Below are 15,487 nucleotides of genomic sequence, written 5' to 3' on the forward strand. Positions count from 1 at the left end.
TCGCGTCTGCGTCCAGCGGCTATCGTGCGGGGATGACGGGACATCTGCTGATTTTCGGCCTTGGCTACACCGCCGCGATCCTCGCCAACCACCTGCGCACAGCGGGCTGGCAAGTGGACGCAACGGGGCGCGCAGGCAATCTCGCCTTTTCCGACCGCGAGAGGGTGGAGGCCGCGCTGGCCTCCGCCAGCCATGTGCTTTCCAGCGTGCCACCCGCAGACGAGGGCGATCCCGTGCTCGACCAATATGGCGCAGCGCTGGCCGGAAAATGGCTCGGCTACCTATCCTCCACCGGGGTCTACGGCGACACAAAAGGGGCCTGGGTCGACGAAAGCGCCCCGACAGGCACCGGGCGGCGCAGCGCGCGGGCAGTGTGCGATGCGCGCTGGCGGGATGCGGGCGCGCATGTGTTCCGCCTGCCCGGAATCTACGGCCCCGGCCGCAGCGCGTTTGACCGAATCGCCGATGGCCGCGCGCATCGTATCGATCTGCCGGGGCAGGTGTTCAGCCGGGTGCATGTGGAGGACATTGCCCGCGGCGTGATCGCGGCGATGGCAAGCGCCCTGCCCGCTCAGCCGTGGAATCTGGCGGACGATCTGCCGTGCAGCCAGAACGCGGTGATCGAACACGCCTGTCGCTTGCTGAGCGTGCCCCCGCCGCCCTTGCAGACGCTGGACGATGCAGGCCTTTCCCCCACGGCACGCGGTTTTTATCTGGAGAACCGGCGCGTCGCCAACGGCAAGGCCAAGCGCCTGCTCGGCTGGCGACTGCATTATCCCACTTACCGCGAAGGGCTGGCCGCTATTGCACAGGGGGCCGCTATTGCACAGGGGGCCGCTATTGCGCAGGGGGCCGCTATTGCGCAGGGGGAACGCTTCGCGCCCTGAGCGCCAGCAGCAGCCCGGCCATCGCCAGCCCCGCCCCGCCAATCGCCAGCGGCGTCCAGCGATAGCCTTCGAGTAGCGTGGAAATCCCCATCGCCACCACCACCACCAGCACGCCATTATACGCTGCGCGGCCCGCCCCCAGCTTGCGCACCAGATCGTAATAGAGCGGAAAAGTCACAACCGACCCCACGATCGCCAGCCACGCCGTGCCCAGCCAGTATGTCCCGTCGCGCGGCAGGACGGGCTCACCATCAATGGCATAGGCCAGCCCCATATTGGCCAGCGTGCCATACAGCATCGACCAGGCCAGCAGCGTCACCAGCGGAACGCCCTTGCCCGATGGCCCGGCCTGAATCACATTGGCCAGCGAGGCCGCCAGCATTGCCAGCAACGCCAGCGTCGTTCCCAACGCGACATTGCCGGTGATCTGTGCGCCCGCAGGCGTCGCCAACGCCTCGTTCCACAACAGCAGCGCGATCCCCGCAATCGCCACCGCGCTGCCCGCCGCGAATCGCGGGGTGATCGGCTGGCCCAGCATGATCTTGCCCAGCACCGCATTGGGCACCAGCATCAGCCCGATCAGCAGCGCGACAATCCCCGATGTGATATGCAGTTCGGCCAGATAGACAAAGGTATAGTTGCCGCAGAACTGGAACAGCCCCATCGCCATCGCCAGAAAATGTGCGCGGCGCGGCATTGCCAGTTTCAGCCGCATCACCAGCGCCAGCATGAACATGGCCGGGGTGGCCAAGGCAAACCGCCACGCGACAGACCAATGCGCCGACACATCGCCGATCTGCCCGGTAATCACGAACCAGGTCGATCCCCAGATCAGGGCCACCAGCACGAAGGGAATGGCAATGGCAGGCCGCAGCAGCGCGTGCGGAAGCGCCGCCGCTTCGTCCGGCGCGCTCACAGCGATCCCACCGCACGGGCCAGCGCCGCGGCATCCTCCATCCGCGTATCCCACGCACAGACAAAGCGCGCCGTGGCATCGTCCCAATCGTAAAAGGCGAAACCGCGTGCGCGCAAGGCTGCCCGCTCCCTCTCGGTCAGCCGCACAAACACCTCGTTCGCTTGCGGCGCATAGAGCAGGCGCTCGCCCGCCATGGCTGCAATCTCCGCCGCCGCCGCATTGGCGTGGCGCGCAAGTTCCAGCCACAGATCGCCGTCGAGCAGCGCAAGAATCTGCGCCGCAATAAAGCGTCCTTTGGAATTGAGATGGCCTGCGCGCTTCCTGCGCCAGCGGGCCAGATCGGCGCGCGCGGGATCGAAGAACACCGCCACTTCCGCCCCCAGCGCACCGTTCTTGGTAAAGCCGAAAGACAGCGCATCGACCGGCCCTGCCGCTTGCCCCGCGCTGCACCCCAGAAAGGCCGCTGCATTGGCAAAACGCGCCCCATCCATATGCAGCGCCAGCCCGTATTCGTCCGCCAGCGCCTTTATCGCGGCCAGCTCTGCCGGCGTGTAACTCTGCCCGTATTCGCTCGCCTGCGTGATGGAAATGGCGTGCGCCTGCACCTGGTGGATGCCGCGGGTGATGGCTGCCAGCACCGCCTCGATGCTGTCGGGCGTCAGTTTCGCCCCCGCGCCATCGGCCAGCAGCAGCTTGGCCCCGTGCAGGAAAAAACCGGGCGCGCCGCCTTCGTCCATTTCGATATGCGCCTCGCGGTGGCAGATCACCCCGCCATGCGGATCGGCCATGGTGGCCAGCGCCAGACAATTGGCCGCCGTGCCCGTATTGGCCCAGACGGCATGGCATTCGCGCCCGAACAGCGTGGAAAAAACGTCGTCGAGCTGCTGGCTCAGCGCGTCGCCGTCATACGGCTTGTCCGGTTCGTCCGCGCTGCGCAACGCTTCCCAGACTTTGGGGTGGACGCGGGCGGCATTGTCGGAGAGGAACTGCATATGCCGTGCCATGGCTTCGCCTGCGCACGATGACAAGAGCGAGAGGCCCAAAGACCATGTCCGATGAAAACAGTTTCGATCCCGCCCGCATCTCGCGCGAGGAGGAGGACGGCACCGGCGCCTATGTCTATCCGGTCGAGGGCGCGGCGCGGCCTGCGGTGCTGACATGGCGCGGTGCCGCAGACGATGTGCGCGTGGTGGACCACACCTTCACCCCGCCCGAAGCACGCGGGCGCGGCATTGCGGCGGGGCTGGTGGAAGCAATCGTTGCCGATGCGCGCGCCGAAGGCTTCCGCATCGCGCCGCTCTGCCCCTATGTCGTGCGCGCCTTTGGCAAGAATCCCGCTTGGGCGGATGTGCGGGCCGATTTGCCGAGATAATTTTGTTTTGCGCCCGCCCATCCGGGCGGGCGATCCTCGGCGCTGTTCCCTTTCCCCGGCACAAGGCCGGCGTGCGGGGCGCCTGCGGGCGGCCGTTTGGCCTTGCGGTCTGCTGGTCGCAGACCGAACCAGCGTTGCAATGGATGTTTAGGGATCTCATCAGCCCCGAAGGAGCCGACGGCGTTGGGACAAAAGGCCCGTGCTGACGTAGCCGGAGGCAGTAGGACAGGAAATATGGTGCTGCTGGGGAGGATTGAACTCCCGACCTCACCCTTACCAAGGGTGCGCTCTACCACTGAGCTACAGCAGCCCGGCCCGGCGCAACGCGCCCGGCATCTGGACAGGCGCGCGCTATTGTCGCGGGGCTTGCGAAAGTCAAGCCAAGCTTGAGATGACCGCGCAATTTGGGCAAGAAGCTCGCTATGCCCTCTGCTCCTTCCAGACCTTCACGCGAAGAAATACTGGCCGCCAAGCTGCGCGAGAACCTCAAACGGCGCAAGGTGCAGGCCCGCGCGCTCGCCGCCGATCTCGCCCCGGATGGCTCGGCCCTTCCCAAGGGCGAATCGAACGGCTAACGGCTGGCGCTTCCTGAAAAGAAGGAGCCGAACCCGTGCCCTCGCTTATTCTTGTCCGCCACGGCCAGAGCCAGTGGAATCTGGAAAACCGCTTCACCGGCTGGTGGGATGTGGACCTGACCGAAAAAGGCGTGGCCGAAGCAACCGCGGCGGGCGAATTGCTGGCCGAGAAGGGCCTGCTCCCCACCATCGCCTTCACCTCGCTGCAAAAGCGCGCGATCAAGACGCTGCATCTGGCGCTGGAGGCGTGCGGGCGGCTGTGGATTCCCGAATTCAAGGACTGGCGCCTGAACGAACGGCATTATGGCGGGCTGACCGGCCTCGACAAGGCGGCGACAGCGGCACTGCACGGCGATGAGCAGGTGAAGATCTGGCGGCGCAGTTTCGATATTCCGCCACCACCGCTGGCCGCCGGGGGCGAATTCGATCTGGCCGCCGATCCGCGCTATGCCGGGATCGCCATCCCATCGACCGAAAGCCTGAAGCTGACAATCGAACGCGTGCTGCCCTATTGGGAAGCGACGATTCGACCTCAACTGGCGGCAGGTCAAACCGTGATCGTCGCGGCGCACGGCAATTCCCTGCGCGCGCTGGTCAAGCACCTGTCGAACATTTCCGACGCGGACATTACCGACCTCGAAATCCCCACCGGCCAGCCGATCATCTATGATTTCGATGACGCGTTGGTGCCTGGCGAACGGCATTATCTGAAGGACCGCTGAGAGAGATGACCGCGCCTGTTGCCATCATCATGGGCAGCCAGTCCGACTGGCCCACCATGAAGCGTGCCGCCGATGTGCTCGACCAATTGGGCGTGGCGCATGACGACCGGATCGTATCCGCCCACCGCACGCCCGACCGGCTGCACGCCTTTGGCAAGGGCGCGGCGGATGAAGGCTTCAAGGTCATCATCGCGGGTGCGGGCGGTGCGGCGCATTTGCCGGGCATGGTGGCCGCCCTCACCCATCTGCCCGTTCTGGGCGTGCCGGTGCAATCCAAGGCGCTGAGTGGGCAGGACAGCCTGCTCTCCATCGTGCAGATGCCAGCCGGTATTCCGGTGGGCACGCTGGCCATCGGCGATGCGGGCGCGACCAATGCGGGCATCCTCGCCGCCGCGATCCTGGCGCTGGAAGATCCGGCGCTGGCCGAGCGCTTGATCGCCTTCCGCGCCGCGCAAACCGGATCGGTGGCGGAAAAGCCGGCCACGCAATAGGCTGACGCGATGACGCATCCCTTCCCCCTGCCAGCGGGCAGCACGATCGGCATCCTTGGCGGCGGGCAATTGGGCCGGATGATCGCCATGGCCGCCGCGCAGCTGGGTTACCGCTGCCACATCTACGCGCCTGAGGCCGACAGCGTGGCCGCCGATGTGGCGGCCGCTTTCACCTGCGCCGCGTGGGATGATGCAGGCGCTTTGGCGCGGTTTGCGGATGCGTGCGATGTGGTGACCTACGAGTTCGAAAATGTACCCGTCGGCCCGCTTCTGGCAATCGCCCCCAGTCAGCTCGCCCCCGGCACCGCCGCGCTGGAAGTGGCGCAGGACCGGCTGAACGAGAAACGCTTTGTGACCGATCTGGGCGGCGCGCCGGCGCCTTTTGCAGCCGTGGACACAGCGGACGATCTGGATGCCGCGATTGCCGATATCGGCGCGCCGGGCATCCTGAAAACCCGCCGCGAAGGCTATGACGGCAAGGGCCAATGGCGCATCGCCTGTGCCGGGGCGCCGCTCGACGAAACCGCCTTCGCTTCGCCGCTAGTCTATGAAGGCTTCGTCGATTTCGCCTGCGAATTCTCTGTCATTCTGGTGCGTGGCCGCGATGGCGAAGTGCGTTTCTGGGATTCCACCTGCAACACGCACGAAGGCGGCATCTTGGCGCACAGCGAACTTCCCGCGCCGCCAATCGTGGGCGAGCAATTGCCCGCCGCGCGCGCGCTGGCGCAACAGGTGGCGGAAAAGCTGGATTATATCGGCGTGCTGACCTGCGAGTTCTTTGCCACGGCAGACGGCCCGGTGTTCAACGAAATGGCCCCGCGGGTGCACAATTCGGGCCACTGGACGATCGAAGGCGCGGTGACGAGCCAGTTCGAAAACCACGTCCGCGCCATTTGCGGCCTGCCGCTGGGGGATTGCAGCAGCGTTTCGGCACGGATCGTGATGGACAATCTGATCGGTGAAGGCGCGCTCGATATCGTGCGGCACCTGTCCGATCCGCGCGCGCACCTGCACCTTTACGGCAAAGCCGAAGCAAGGCCTGGCCGCAAGATGGGGCACATCACCCGTGTTGGCTGAGCGGCAGGTTCTTTTCATCGTGGCGCGCGCCACCAACGGCTGCATCGCGGCGAATGGCGATGTGCCATGGAAGATCCGCGCCGATCTCCAGCGGTTCAGGGCGCTCACCTTGGGCAAGCCGATGGTCATGGGCCGCAAGACTTTCGAGAGCTTGCCCGGCCTGCTGCCCGGCCGCCGCCATATCGTGATGACCCGCTCGAAAAGCTGGCAGGCCGACGGGGCGGAAGTCGCGCATGATGTGAACGAGGCTTTGGCTTTGGCGGGGCCGGGCGATTTCTCTGTGATCGGCGGGGCGGAAATCTTCGCGCTGATGGCCGATGTCGCCACGCAATGGGAAATCACCGAGGTGGCGGAAGATACGGCAGGCGATGTCTTCATGCCGCTGCCCGATCCGGCGGTGTGGGACGAATTCTCGCGCGAAGCCTTTCCCGCCGCCGATGGCTGGCCGCCTTATGCCTTCGTCACCTATCGCCGTTGCGGGGAACAGGCGGACTGATGCTGCTCGATCACCGCAATCCGGTGCCCGACGCCTTGCGCGGTGCCATCGTGGCGCTGGGCAATTTCGACGGCTTTCATCTCGGCCATCAGGCAGTGGTGGCCGAGGCTGTGGCCTGGGCGCGGGCAGAGGGGCGCCCGGCCATCGTCGCCACCTTCGATCCGCATCCGGTGCGCCATTTCGCGCCGCACGTGCCGCCTTTTCGCCTGACCACGCTGCCCCAGCGCCACGAATTGTTCCGCGCCGCCGGAGCGGATGCGATGCTGGTGTTCCATTTCGACCATGCGCTGGCCGCAATGGATGCCCACGCCTTCGTCGCCGATCTGCTGGGCGCGCATATCGGCGCAGGTGGCGTGGTGACGGGGGAGGATTTTACCTTCGGAAAGGCGCGCGGCGGCAATGTGGCGGTGCTCCGCGATGTGGGCGCCACTTGCGGCATTGCCACGCGGGCAGTGGGGCAGGTGAAGCACGAGGGGCAGGTCGTATCCTCCAGCCGCATCCGCGATCTGCTGAAGGCAGGCGAATGCGAAGCGGCGGCGGCACTGCTCACCCGCCCCTTTGCGATCCGGGCCGAAGTAATCCACGGCGACAAGCGCGGCCGCACCATCGGCTATCCCACCGCGAACATGGACATGGGCGCTTACCTGCGCCCGCGTTTCGGCATTTACGCGGTGACCGCGCGGGTTCTGGCGACCGGGCACATGCTGCACGGTGCGGCCAATCTGGGCGTGCGGCCGATGTTTGACCCGCCCAAGGAGCTGTTGGAGCCGTATTTCTTCGACTTTTCCGGCGACCTCTACGGGCAGGAAGTGGAAGTGCATTTGCGCCATTTCCTGCGGCCAGAGGCGAAGTTTGCCATGCTCGACGCGCTGATGGAGCAAATGGCGCGCGATTGCGCCGCGGCGCGGGCCTTGCTCGGCTCGCTTTGAAAATTGCGCCGCGCCGCGCGGGCGGCTAAGGCCCGCCCACGATGACACAGCAGCGCGATTACAAAGACACGGTCTTCCTGCCCAAGACCGATTTCCCGATGAAAGCCGGCCTTCCGCAGAAGGAGCCGGGCATACTGGCGCGCTGGCAGGCGGAAAAGGTCTATGCGAAGCTGCGCGAAGCCCGCGCGGGCCGCGAGAAGTTCATCCTCCACGATGGCCCGCCCTATGCCAATGGCGACATCCATATTGGCCATGCGCTGAACAAGGTGCTGAAGGACGCGGTTGTCCGCACGCAGAGCCTGCTGGGCAAGGACGCGCCTTTTATCCCCGGCTGGGACTGCCACGGCCTGCCGATCGAATGGAAGGTGGAAGAAGCCTACCGCAAGAAGAAGCGCAACAAGGACGAGGTTCCCGCCGAAGAGTTCCGCGCCGAATGCCGCGCCTATGCCGCGCAGTGGGTCGAGGTGCAGAAGGCCCAGTTCCAGCGGCTGGGCATTACCGGCGACTGGGAGCGGCCCTATTTGACGATGGCCCCGGAAGCCGAAGCGCTGATCGTGGCCGAATTGCTGAAGTTTGCCGAAAGCGGCCAGCTCTATCGCGGGGCCAAGCCGGTTATGTGGTCGCCGGTGGAGAAAACGGCGCTGGCCGAAGCCGAGGTGGAATACGAGGATATCATTTCCACGCAGATCGATGTGGCGTTCGAGATTGTGGAATCGCCCATTCCTGAACTGGTCGGCGCTTATGCGGTGATCTGGACAACGACCCCGTGGACGATCCCGGTAAACCAGGCCTTGGCCTATGGGCCGGAGGTTCTTTACGGGCTCTACGAACACGAAGACGGGCGAAAGTTCATCTGCGCCGTTCAACTCAAGAACCAAGTCAATGAGCGTTGGCTCAAGGATGCAGGCGAGATTGCTTCTTGGTATGGACGCGACCTCGCCGGAACGATCTGCCGCCACCCGATGCATGCGTTAGGCGGGTTCTTTGCCGAACCGCGCCCGATGCTTCCCGGTGATTTCGTGACCACTGACAGCGGCACCGGCCTTGTGCACATGGCGCCCGACCATGGCGAGGACGACTTTGCGCTGTGCAAGGAACACGGCATCAACCCCAAATTCGTGGTCGAGGCCGATGGCCGCTACCGCGAGGACTGGGCATGGCTGCCGCGCACCGACGAACGCTCGATGTCGGTCATCAATCCCAAGTTCAACGCGCCCGACGGGCCGGTGTGCTCCGACCTCAGGCAGGCGGGAGCTTTGCTCAGCGCGTCTACCGATTATCAACACTCTTATCCACACAGCTGGCGCTCGAAAGCCAAGGTGATTTTCCGCTGCACGCCGCAATGGTTCGTGCCGATGGACAGGCCGATGGCCCCGTTCGATTATGATGTCGCCCCGCTCGGCGGCGTGGGCGCGGCGGTGGCGCTGGGCGTGCGGGCCGACCGCACCGCCACTTTGCGCGAAACCGCGCTGAAGGCGATTGCCGACACCGCCTTCTACCCGGACAAGGGCCGCAACCGCATCGGTTCGATGGTGGAAGGCCGCCCCGACTGGGTGCTCTCCCGCCAGCGCGCCTGGGGCGTGCCGATCACGCTGTTTGTCGACCGCAAGACCGGCGATTATCTGGTCGACCCCGAAGTGAACGCCCGCATCATTGCCGCCGTGCGCGAAAAGGGCGTCGATGCGTGGAGCGAAGAAGCCGCGCCCGCTCTGCTTGGCCCCAATTACAACCCGGAGGATTACGAGCGGATCACCGACATCCTTGATGTGTGGTTCGATTCCGGCTCCACCCATGCCTTCGTGCTCGAAAGCGGCACCTGGCCGGAATTGCAAAGCCCGGCTGACCTTTATCTCGAAGGCAGCGACCAGCATCGCGGCTGGTTCCAGTCCTCCTTGCTCGAAAGCTGCGCCACGCGCGGCCGTGCGCCTTACAAGGCGGTGCTGACCCACGGCTTCACGATGGATGCCAAGGGCATGAAAATGTCCAAGTCGCTCGGCAACACGATCAGCCCGCTGGCGGTGATGGAGGAATACGGCGCGGATATCATCCGGCTGTGGGCGCTCAGCGTCGATTACACCGCCGATCACCGCATCGGCCCCGAAATCCTGAAAGGCGTCGCGGACCAATACCGCAAGCTGCGCAACACCTTCCGCTATCTGCTGGGCGCGCTGCATGATTACACGCCGCAAGAGGCGGTGGGCGTGGAGGATATGCCAGAGCTGGAGCGGTACATGCTCAGCCTGCTGGCGGAACTCGATGCGCGGATGAAGGCGGCGGTCGAGGCCTATGACTTCAACACCTACACCCGCGCGCTGGTGGATTTCTGCAACGAGGATCTCTCCGCCTTCTTCTTCGATATCCGCAAGGATTGCCTTTATTGCGATCATCCTGCGGATATGAAGCGGCGGGCCTACCGCACCGTGCTCGATGCGATGTTCCACGCGCTGATCCGCTACGCCGCCCCGGTGCTGGTGTTCACGGCGGAAGAGGTGTGGGCGAGCCGCTATCCCGATGCGGGCAGCGTGCATTTGCTCGAATGGCCCGAACTCAGTGATCTAAAAATCTCCGAAGAATTATCCAAGAAGTGGCTTTTTGCAAAACTTCTTCGAGATTCCGTTCTTCGAGAAATCGAAGAAAAGCGGAGAAACAAGGAAATACGATCGAGCTTGGAAGCCAAGATTCTCTTTAAATCAAGCGGTTACTTCAAAGAATTTGGCATACCATGGGAAGAATTCTTTATTGTCAGTCAAGTTAGCATGTTTTTATCTGAAGACGTCACCCTTGTTCAGATGCCCGTGCATGACTTATCGGACGAAAGACGCGTCATTGGCACCTCCGAAAATTTGTATTCTAGTTTCGTCGTCCAACGAATAGAGCACCACAAATGCGGCCGCTGCTGGCGGCACCTGCCCGAAGTGACCGAGGACGGCGCATTATGCGGGCGGTGCGAGGATGTGGTGGCGCGGCTGGATGCCGAGGCCGGAGCGCCGGCGGCATGACGGGCCTCTTCACCCGCGCCCGCGTCATCGGCCTTGCCGCCGCGCTGGTCATCTTTGTTGTCGACCAGTGGACCAAGCATTTCGTGGTCAATGTGCTGGGCCTGCGTGATGTGGGTGACCATTACCCGCTGCTGCCGTTCTTCGATTTTACCCGCGTCAACAATTACGGCGTGTCGCTGGGGATGTTTTCGGCCACCAGCGTGGAAATGCGCTGGGCGCTGGTCTTCGTGACCGGGGCGATCGCGCTGGGCGTGTTCATCTGGATCCTGCGCGAACGGCGGCCGTGGGACATTGCCGGCCTCTCGCTGATCCTGGGCGGGGCATTGGGCAATATCGTCGATCGTTATTCCTACGGCTATGTGGTGGACTTTGCCGATTTCCATATCGGCAGCTTCCGCCCCTTCCTCATCTTCAACGTGGCCGATGCCGCGATCACCATTGGCGTGGTGATTCTTCTTTACCGCGCCTTGTTCATCGGCGAGAAACCCGCCACAGAGCAGGACACCAACGAGGCGGGGCAGACCCGCGGAGAGAATTGACCATGCGTAATGCCACCCGGATCATCCTTGCCCTTGGCGCAACCGCCATGCTGTCGGCCTGCGGCGGCGGGCTGATTGCCGCGCGCGAACGGCCCGATGAATTCGTGGTGCAGCGGCAGGCGCCATTGGTGATCCCGCCCGATTTCGCGCTGGTTCCGCCTGCCCCCGGCGCGCCGCGTCCGGGCGAAGGCACCGCCGCGCAGCAGGCGCTGGAGGCGCTGTTTCCGCCGCAATCGCGCAGCGCAGTGGAACGCGATGCGCTCAGCCGTGCGGGCCAGCCCGAAGTCAGCATCCGTTCCACCGTGGGCGATCCCGCAACCTTCACCGTGAACAAGGGCGCCACCACGCGCACCATCCTCGCCGCGCCCGAAGGCGACGGACAGGCCGCACGGGCGATCTGATTTGCGAAGGGCCATCCGGCCCCCAAGATTTCGCAAATCCTCGGTGCTGTTTCCTTCGGCGCACCTGCGGGCGCGGGTTCGCGCTCTGGTTCCGGCTGATCGCCGAAATTTGGATCAGACCCGGCTGACCAGCAATTTGTCGATACGGCGGCCGTCCATATCGACGACTTCGACCCGCCAGCCCTGCTCCTCGAACGCCTCACCCTCGGTCGGCAGCTTCTTGAGGTGGAACAGGACAAAGCCGGCAGCGGTCGCAAATTCGCGTTGTTCGGGCAGGTCAATCCCCAGCCGTTCGGCAAGCGCATCGGCGGGCATGGCCCCGGCGATCAGCAGAGAACCGTCAGCACGCTCGACAACCATCGGAGTGTCATCTTCGTCGCGGTGGCTGGCAAAGGTGCCGGCAATGGCCGCCAGAATGTCCGCCGTGGTCACGATCCCGTCGAGATGGCCATATTCATCGTGCACCATTGCCATGCGCGTGCCCGATTGCTGGAGCACACGCAGCGCATCCATCGCGTCGAGCTGGTCGGGCACCACTTCGGTCTTGTGCAGAAGATCAGCGAGCACGATCGGCCCGCCCGCCAATTGCCGCGCCAGCACTTCGCGCACCTTGACTACGCCCAGCACCTTGTCGGGCGTGCCATCGGCCACGGGCACCAGCGAATGCGGCGTTTCCGCTATTACCGAGAGGATCTCCTCCTCGCCGCCAGCCGCATCGATCCAGTCAAGTTCGGTCCGCGGCGTCATCACTTCGCGCACCGGCTTGTCGGCCAGCTTCATGATCCCCGACAGGATGGCGCGTTCCTGCTCCTCGATCACGCCGCTGCGCGTGGCTTCGGCAAAGATCATCTGCAATTCCTCCGCCGTCAGCCCGTGTTCGCCGCTTTGCCGCACACCCAGCACGCGCAGCAGGAAGGCCGAGGAATTGTCGAGCAGCCAGACAAAGGGGGCGGTCGCCTTGGCGAGCATCGCCATGGGAATAGCCATGACGAGCGCAATGGGCAGGGCGGCGCGAAGCGCCAGCTGCTTGGGCACCAGCTCGCCCACCACCAGGCTGAAGTAGGTCGTCAGCACGATCACGAGCGCAAAACCGGCATTGTCCGCCACATTGGCGGGCACGCCCAGCAGCATCAGCCGCTCGCCAACAGGCGCACCCAGCGCCGCGCCCGAAACCGCGCCCGAAATGATCCCGATCAGCGTGATGCCAATCTGCACGGTGGAGAGGAACTTGCCCGGTTCCGAGGCCAATCTCAGCGCCACCTCGGCGCTTTTGCTGCCGTTGTCTGCCGCGATTCGCAATTGCGCGGTGCGCGCCGAAACAATCGCCAGTTCGGACATGGCAAAAATCCCGTTCAACAGGATCAGCCCGGCCAGCGCAGCCAGATAGTGCCAAGGGAAGGCGGTCATCGCACGAAAGTCGCTAGCACATTTGCCCCACTTGTCTAAGACTCATCAGGGGGCTTGGGGCTGACGGGCGGAACCGGTTGCGCAATCGCGCGTTCCCCGGCCATCACTTGTTCATTTTCCGCATCCTAGCTGATCCGGAGTGAGCAAGATCCACCCTTGGGGAACTCGGAGGACGTCATGAAGACTTCACGTATTCTGGTAGCGGGCATCGCCGCTGTATCTCTCGTTTCGCTGAGCGCCTGCGTCACCGATCCCAATACCGGCGAACGGACGGTTTCGCGGGCGGCCATCGGCGGGATTGGCGGCGCTGGGCTGGGCTATCTGCTGGGCGGCATTGTCGGCGGCAAGACTGCCCGAATCGTGGGCGCTGGTATTGGCGCGGCAGCCGGCGGCTATGTCGGTTACCGCATGGATGAACAGATCCGCGAACTGGACGAAGTGACAGCGGGCACCGGCGTGGATGTGAGCCAGACGCCGGGCGGCGACGGCATTCTGCTCAACTTCCCGGATGTGACCTTTGCGGTGGATTCGACCACGATCAGCCCCGCCATGCGCGCAGTGCTGGACGATGTGGCGGCCAGCATGATCCGCTATCCCAATTCGCTGATCGACGTGATGGGCCACACCGATTCGACCGGGTCGGATGCCTACAATCTCGACCTCTCGCGCCGCCGTGCCGAATCGGTGGCGAACTACCTCGTGTCGCGAGGCGTGTCGCGCGCACGGATCGAGACGATCGGCTATGGCGAGCAATATCCCATCGCCGACAACACCACGGAGGCCGGCCGTTCGCAGAACCGCCGCGTCGAAATCCGCATCACGCCCGTCACCGAACAGGACGTGCGTCAGGCCTATTGATCTGGGAGGGGCCATCCGGCCCCTCCTCCTCCTCGCCGCTGTTCACGGCATTACGAGTCGATAGTATAGCCCATATAGAACGGGCCGCCTGCCCACTCCTCTGCCGCAGCCAATGGGCGCGCCGCAGCGCTGGTCAGCACCGCTTTCTGTTCCTCGCTCGCGCGGAAATGGCCCGGCGCGAAGGCGTGGAACCGCCAGCGCGGATCACCTTGCACCACCAGGTCGATGTCGCCGCGCTGCTGCGGATTGAAAAGCCCCGCCAGCGGCATGTGGACCGTTTCCGCTGCATCGGAAAGCCACGCCGCCAGCCACGAAAAGGTGCTGACCGCCAGCACCACGTGCCGCGCCCCACGCATGGTCTGGAAATCGGCAAGTGCGCCGCCCGACAGGTAACGTGCGTCCGGAAACTGCGCGCGCAGAGCGCAGGTGTACCAGTTCTCTTCGGTCTGCCCCACAAAGACGGGGCTGAGGCCGGTCTGTTCCAGCAAGCTGTGGTAAAAGGCGAGCGGCAGCGGCGTGTAGTCGCGGTGAACGCCGTTCACGATATCGCCGGTGCGCAGATTGATCGCCAGTTCATTGTCCGCGACGGGGAAGCCCGGCGATGCCGAAAAGACCTGCGCATAATGCGCACGCCTTTCGGCGAAATATTCCAACCGCTGTCCGAAGGCGTCCACTTCGACATAATCCGCCTGCTCAGCCACCGCGCGGCGCGCAAGGGCGGGCAGGTCCAGCCGGTGTTCCCACCCGGTGGCGAATCCGTGGCCCGAAAGCGGCTCTTCCACCTCGCTTACCATGCCCCATTCGGGCATCTGGTACCCCACGACCGGCCAGCCGCCCAGTTCGTGGGCGATACGCTGCGCGACCATGTAGCGGATCATCCGGTTTCCCAGCCCGCCAAAATTGCGCATCACAACGTGGCGGGGCGGGGTTTCGATCATGGCGCTGCTCTGCGCCCCTGGGCCAGCGCCTTGGCACGATCCGCCAGACGCTCCACCGCCGCGGCATGGATTGCAGGCGCGGTGACCAGCAGGCCAAAGGCGCGCGGATCGGGCTTGTTGTAGGCCAGTGCATTTCCGAAGGCATCGGTTACCCGCGCACCTGCTTCACGCGCGATCAGCGAGGCGGCGGCCACATCCCATTCCGAACCCCAGCGCAAGGTCGCGACCAGATCGGCGCGGTTGTCGGCCACCATAGCGATGCGCAGCGCGATGGAATTGGGCTTTTCCACCAAGGTCAGATCGGCATCTTCCGTGGCCAGACTGTCGGCAGGAACACGCGCCCCGGCAAATTCGCGCCGAGTGCTGGCGGAAATGTCCACCCCGTTGAGCCGCGCGCCAGTGCCCGCCGTCGCAGACCACACCTCATCACGCGCAGGTGCCACCAGCAGGCCGATCAGCGGGCGGCCCGCGCTGACCAATCCGACCGATACCGCCCAGCCGGTGCGGCCGCGCAGATAATCGCGCGTGCCGTCGATCGGATCGACCACCCAGATGAGATCGCGTTGCAGGCGCGCCGGATCGTCTGCGGTTTCTTCCGAAAGCCAGCCGGCTGCAGGAAGCAGGCGGCCCAGTTCAGCCTTCAGGAAAGCGTCCACTTCCAGATCGGCAGCGCAGACCGGGCTTGCGTCACCTTTGTGCCAGCTTTCAACGGCATGGCCCGCGCCGGGCCACTGGCGCATGGCGATCTGCCCGGCTTCCACGCAAATATCTTTCAGGCGGTTGCGATCAATCATGCGGAGGCGAGCTTGGATTGCGCTGCAACGCATTGCAAGGCCAAGGAGTTAGTGCTTTAGCGCGAGGCAACCGATTCATCCGGAAA

17 protein-coding genes and 1 tRNA gene are annotated in these 15,487 nt (G+C 64.5%); 12 read left to right on the forward strand and 6 right to left on the reverse strand.

The genetic code is table 11. The annotated features are described in order from the left end of the window. The first annotated feature begins 32 nt into the window (after positions 1-32). On the forward strand, positions 33-887 hold the full coding sequence (locus WFP39_RS13665) for a Rossmann-fold NAD(P)-binding domain-containing protein (RefSeq protein WP_336920361.1): 855 nt from the start codon (positions 33-35) through the stop codon (positions 885-887). Here WFP39_RS13665 and WFP39_RS13670 read toward each other — a convergent pair. Beyond that, complete coding sequence (locus WFP39_RS13670) at positions 856-1,803, reverse strand: DMT family transporter (protein ID WP_336920363.1); 948 nt, start codon at positions 1,801-1,803, stop codon at positions 856-858. The two genes, WFP39_RS13665 and WFP39_RS13670, sit on opposite strands and share 32 nt — an antisense overlap. Next, positions 1,800-2,795, reverse strand: a complete 996-nt coding sequence (locus WFP39_RS13675; protein ID WP_336920403.1) for a threonine aldolase family protein — start codon at positions 2,793-2,795, stop codon at positions 1,800-1,802. The genes WFP39_RS13670 and WFP39_RS13675 overlap by 4 nt, the downstream gene beginning before the upstream one ends. A 56-nt stretch (positions 2,796-2,851) precedes the next feature. Here WFP39_RS13675 and WFP39_RS13680 point away from each other — a divergent pair, with 56 nt between their 5' ends. Beyond that, positions 2,852-3,175, forward strand: coding sequence for a GNAT family N-acetyltransferase (locus WFP39_RS13680; RefSeq protein ID WP_336920365.1), 324 nt, complete (start codon positions 2,852-2,854; stop codon positions 3,173-3,175). Positions 3,176-3,410: 235 nt separating this feature from the next. On the opposite strand, the gene WFP39_RS13685 is transcribed toward WFP39_RS13680, so the two are convergent. Further along, a tRNA-Thr gene (locus tag WFP39_RS13685) sits at positions 3,411-3,485 on the reverse strand. A gap of 112 nt (positions 3,486-3,597) precedes the next feature. Between WFP39_RS13685 and WFP39_RS13690 the strand changes: the two genes are divergently transcribed. The 9 genes from WFP39_RS13690 to WFP39_RS13730 are packed head-to-tail and all read left to right on the forward strand — an operon-like array spanning position 3,598 to position 11,404. Then, a complete protein-coding gene (locus tag WFP39_RS13690; RefSeq protein WP_336920366.1) occupies positions 3,598-3,750 on the forward strand; it encodes a hypothetical protein in 153 nt (50 codons plus the stop codon). A gap of 35 nt (positions 3,751-3,785) precedes the next feature. Then, positions 3,786-4,472 (forward strand): 2,3-diphosphoglycerate-dependent phosphoglycerate mutase, encoded by a 687-nt coding sequence (gene gpmA / locus WFP39_RS13695; protein WP_336920368.1) that lies wholly within the window; start codon positions 3,786-3,788, stop codon positions 4,470-4,472. 5 nt (positions 4,473-4,477) lie between these two features. After that, on the forward strand, positions 4,478-4,963 hold the full coding sequence (gene purE, locus WFP39_RS13700; protein WP_336920370.1) for a 5-(carboxyamino)imidazole ribonucleotide mutase: 486 nt from the start codon (positions 4,478-4,480) through the stop codon (positions 4,961-4,963). Between the two features lie 9 nt (positions 4,964-4,972). Further along, entirely contained in the window at positions 4,973-6,040 is a 1,068-nt protein-coding gene (locus tag WFP39_RS13705) for a 5-(carboxyamino)imidazole ribonucleotide synthase (protein ID WP_336920372.1), read from the forward strand. 19 nt (positions 6,041-6,059) lie between these two features. After that, a complete protein-coding gene (locus WFP39_RS13710; protein ID WP_336920373.1) occupies positions 6,060-6,536 on the forward strand; it encodes a dihydrofolate reductase in 477 nt (158 codons plus the stop codon). Then, positions 6,533-7,465 (forward strand): bifunctional riboflavin kinase/FAD synthetase, encoded by a 933-nt coding sequence (locus WFP39_RS13715; protein WP_336920405.1) that lies wholly within the window; start codon positions 6,533-6,535, stop codon positions 7,463-7,465. Before WFP39_RS13710 ends, WFP39_RS13715 begins: the two co-directional genes overlap by 4 nt. Before the next feature lie 41 nt (positions 7,466-7,506). Continuing rightward, positions 7,507-10,464: an isoleucine--tRNA ligase gene (gene ileS, locus WFP39_RS13720; protein WP_336920375.1), complete on the forward strand. Its 2,958-nt coding sequence runs from the start codon at positions 7,507-7,509 to the stop codon at positions 10,462-10,464. Then, positions 10,461-11,003 (forward strand): signal peptidase II, encoded by a 543-nt coding sequence (gene lspA / locus WFP39_RS13725; protein ID WP_336920377.1) that lies wholly within the window; start codon positions 10,461-10,463, stop codon positions 11,001-11,003. Before ileS ends, lspA begins: the two co-directional genes overlap by 4 nt. A gap of 2 nt (positions 11,004-11,005) precedes the next feature. After that, positions 11,006-11,404 (forward strand): DUF3035 domain-containing protein, encoded by a 399-nt coding sequence (locus WFP39_RS13730; protein ID WP_336920379.1) that lies wholly within the window; start codon positions 11,006-11,008, stop codon positions 11,402-11,404. A gap of 114 nt (positions 11,405-11,518) precedes the next feature. Here the strand turns inward: WFP39_RS13730 and WFP39_RS13735 are convergent, their stop codons facing one another. Next, positions 11,519-12,811 carry a hemolysin family protein gene (locus WFP39_RS13735; protein WP_336920380.1) on the reverse strand — a complete coding sequence of 431 codons (1,293 nt, stop codon included), beginning with the start codon at positions 12,809-12,811 and terminating at the stop codon, positions 11,519-11,521. A gap of 177 nt (positions 12,812-12,988) precedes the next feature. On the opposite strand from WFP39_RS13735, the gene WFP39_RS13740 reads away from it, so the two are divergent. After that, the gene (locus tag WFP39_RS13740) at positions 12,989-13,669 is read left to right on the forward strand and encodes a YiaD family glycine zipper/OmpA-like lipoprotein (protein WP_336920382.1); all 681 of its coding nucleotides are present in this window, start codon (positions 12,989-12,991) and stop codon (positions 13,667-13,669) included. A gap of 50 nt (positions 13,670-13,719) precedes the next feature. Here WFP39_RS13740 and WFP39_RS13745 read toward each other — a convergent pair whose 3' ends face one another. Then, positions 13,720-14,607 carry an O-fucosyltransferase family protein gene (locus tag WFP39_RS13745; RefSeq protein ID WP_336920383.1) on the reverse strand — a complete coding sequence of 296 codons (888 nt, stop codon included), beginning with the start codon at positions 14,605-14,607 and terminating at the stop codon, positions 13,720-13,722. Then, complete coding sequence (locus WFP39_RS13750; protein ID WP_336920384.1) at positions 14,604-15,401, reverse strand: 3'(2'),5'-bisphosphate nucleotidase CysQ; 798 nt, start codon at positions 15,399-15,401, stop codon at positions 14,604-14,606. Before WFP39_RS13750 ends, WFP39_RS13745 begins: the two co-directional genes overlap by 4 nt. Between the last annotated feature and the right edge of the window lie 86 nt (positions 15,402-15,487).

Origin of the sequence: Alteraurantiacibacter lauratis, from assembly GCF_037154155.1 — a bacterium.
Classification (GTDB): domain Bacteria; phylum Pseudomonadota; class Alphaproteobacteria; order Sphingomonadales; family Sphingomonadaceae; genus Alteraurantiacibacter; species Alteraurantiacibacter lauratis.

Coding starts and splice junctions, on each gene's coding strand:
- WFP39_RS13665 (WP_336920361.1), top strand. CDS start 33: ATGACGGGACATCTGCTGATTTTCGGCCTTGGCTACACCGCCGCGATC.
- WFP39_RS13675 (WP_336920403.1), bottom strand. CDS start 2,795: ATGCAGTTCCTCTCCGACAATGCCGCCCGCGTCCACCCCAAAGTCTGG.
- WFP39_RS13680 (WP_336920365.1), top strand. CDS start 2,852: ATGTCCGATGAAAACAGTTTCGATCCCGCCCGCATCTCGCGCGAGGAG.
- WFP39_RS13690 (WP_336920366.1), top strand. CDS start 3,598: ATGCCCTCTGCTCCTTCCAGACCTTCACGCGAAGAAATACTGGCCGCC.
- purE (WP_336920370.1), top strand. CDS start 4,478: ATGACCGCGCCTGTTGCCATCATCATGGGCAGCCAGTCCGACTGGCCC.
- WFP39_RS13705 (WP_336920372.1), top strand. CDS start 4,973: ATGACGCATCCCTTCCCCCTGCCAGCGGGCAGCACGATCGGCATCCTT.
- ileS (WP_336920375.1), top strand. CDS start 7,507: ATGACACAGCAGCGCGATTACAAAGACACGGTCTTCCTGCCCAAGACC.
- lspA (WP_336920377.1), top strand. CDS start 10,461: ATGACGGGCCTCTTCACCCGCGCCCGCGTCATCGGCCTTGCCGCCGCG.
- WFP39_RS13730 (WP_336920379.1), top strand. CDS start 11,006: ATGCGTAATGCCACCCGGATCATCCTTGCCCTTGGCGCAACCGCCATG.
- WFP39_RS13735 (WP_336920380.1), bottom strand. CDS start 12,811: ATGACCGCCTTCCCTTGGCACTATCTGGCTGCGCTGGCCGGGCTGATC.
- WFP39_RS13740 (WP_336920382.1), top strand. CDS start 12,989: ATGAAGACTTCACGTATTCTGGTAGCGGGCATCGCCGCTGTATCTCTC.
- WFP39_RS13745 (WP_336920383.1), bottom strand. CDS start 14,607: ATGATCGAAACCCCGCCCCGCCACGTTGTGATGCGCAATTTTGGCGGG.
- WFP39_RS13750 (WP_336920384.1), bottom strand. CDS start 15,401: ATGATTGATCGCAACCGCCTGAAAGATATTTGCGTGGAAGCCGGGCAG.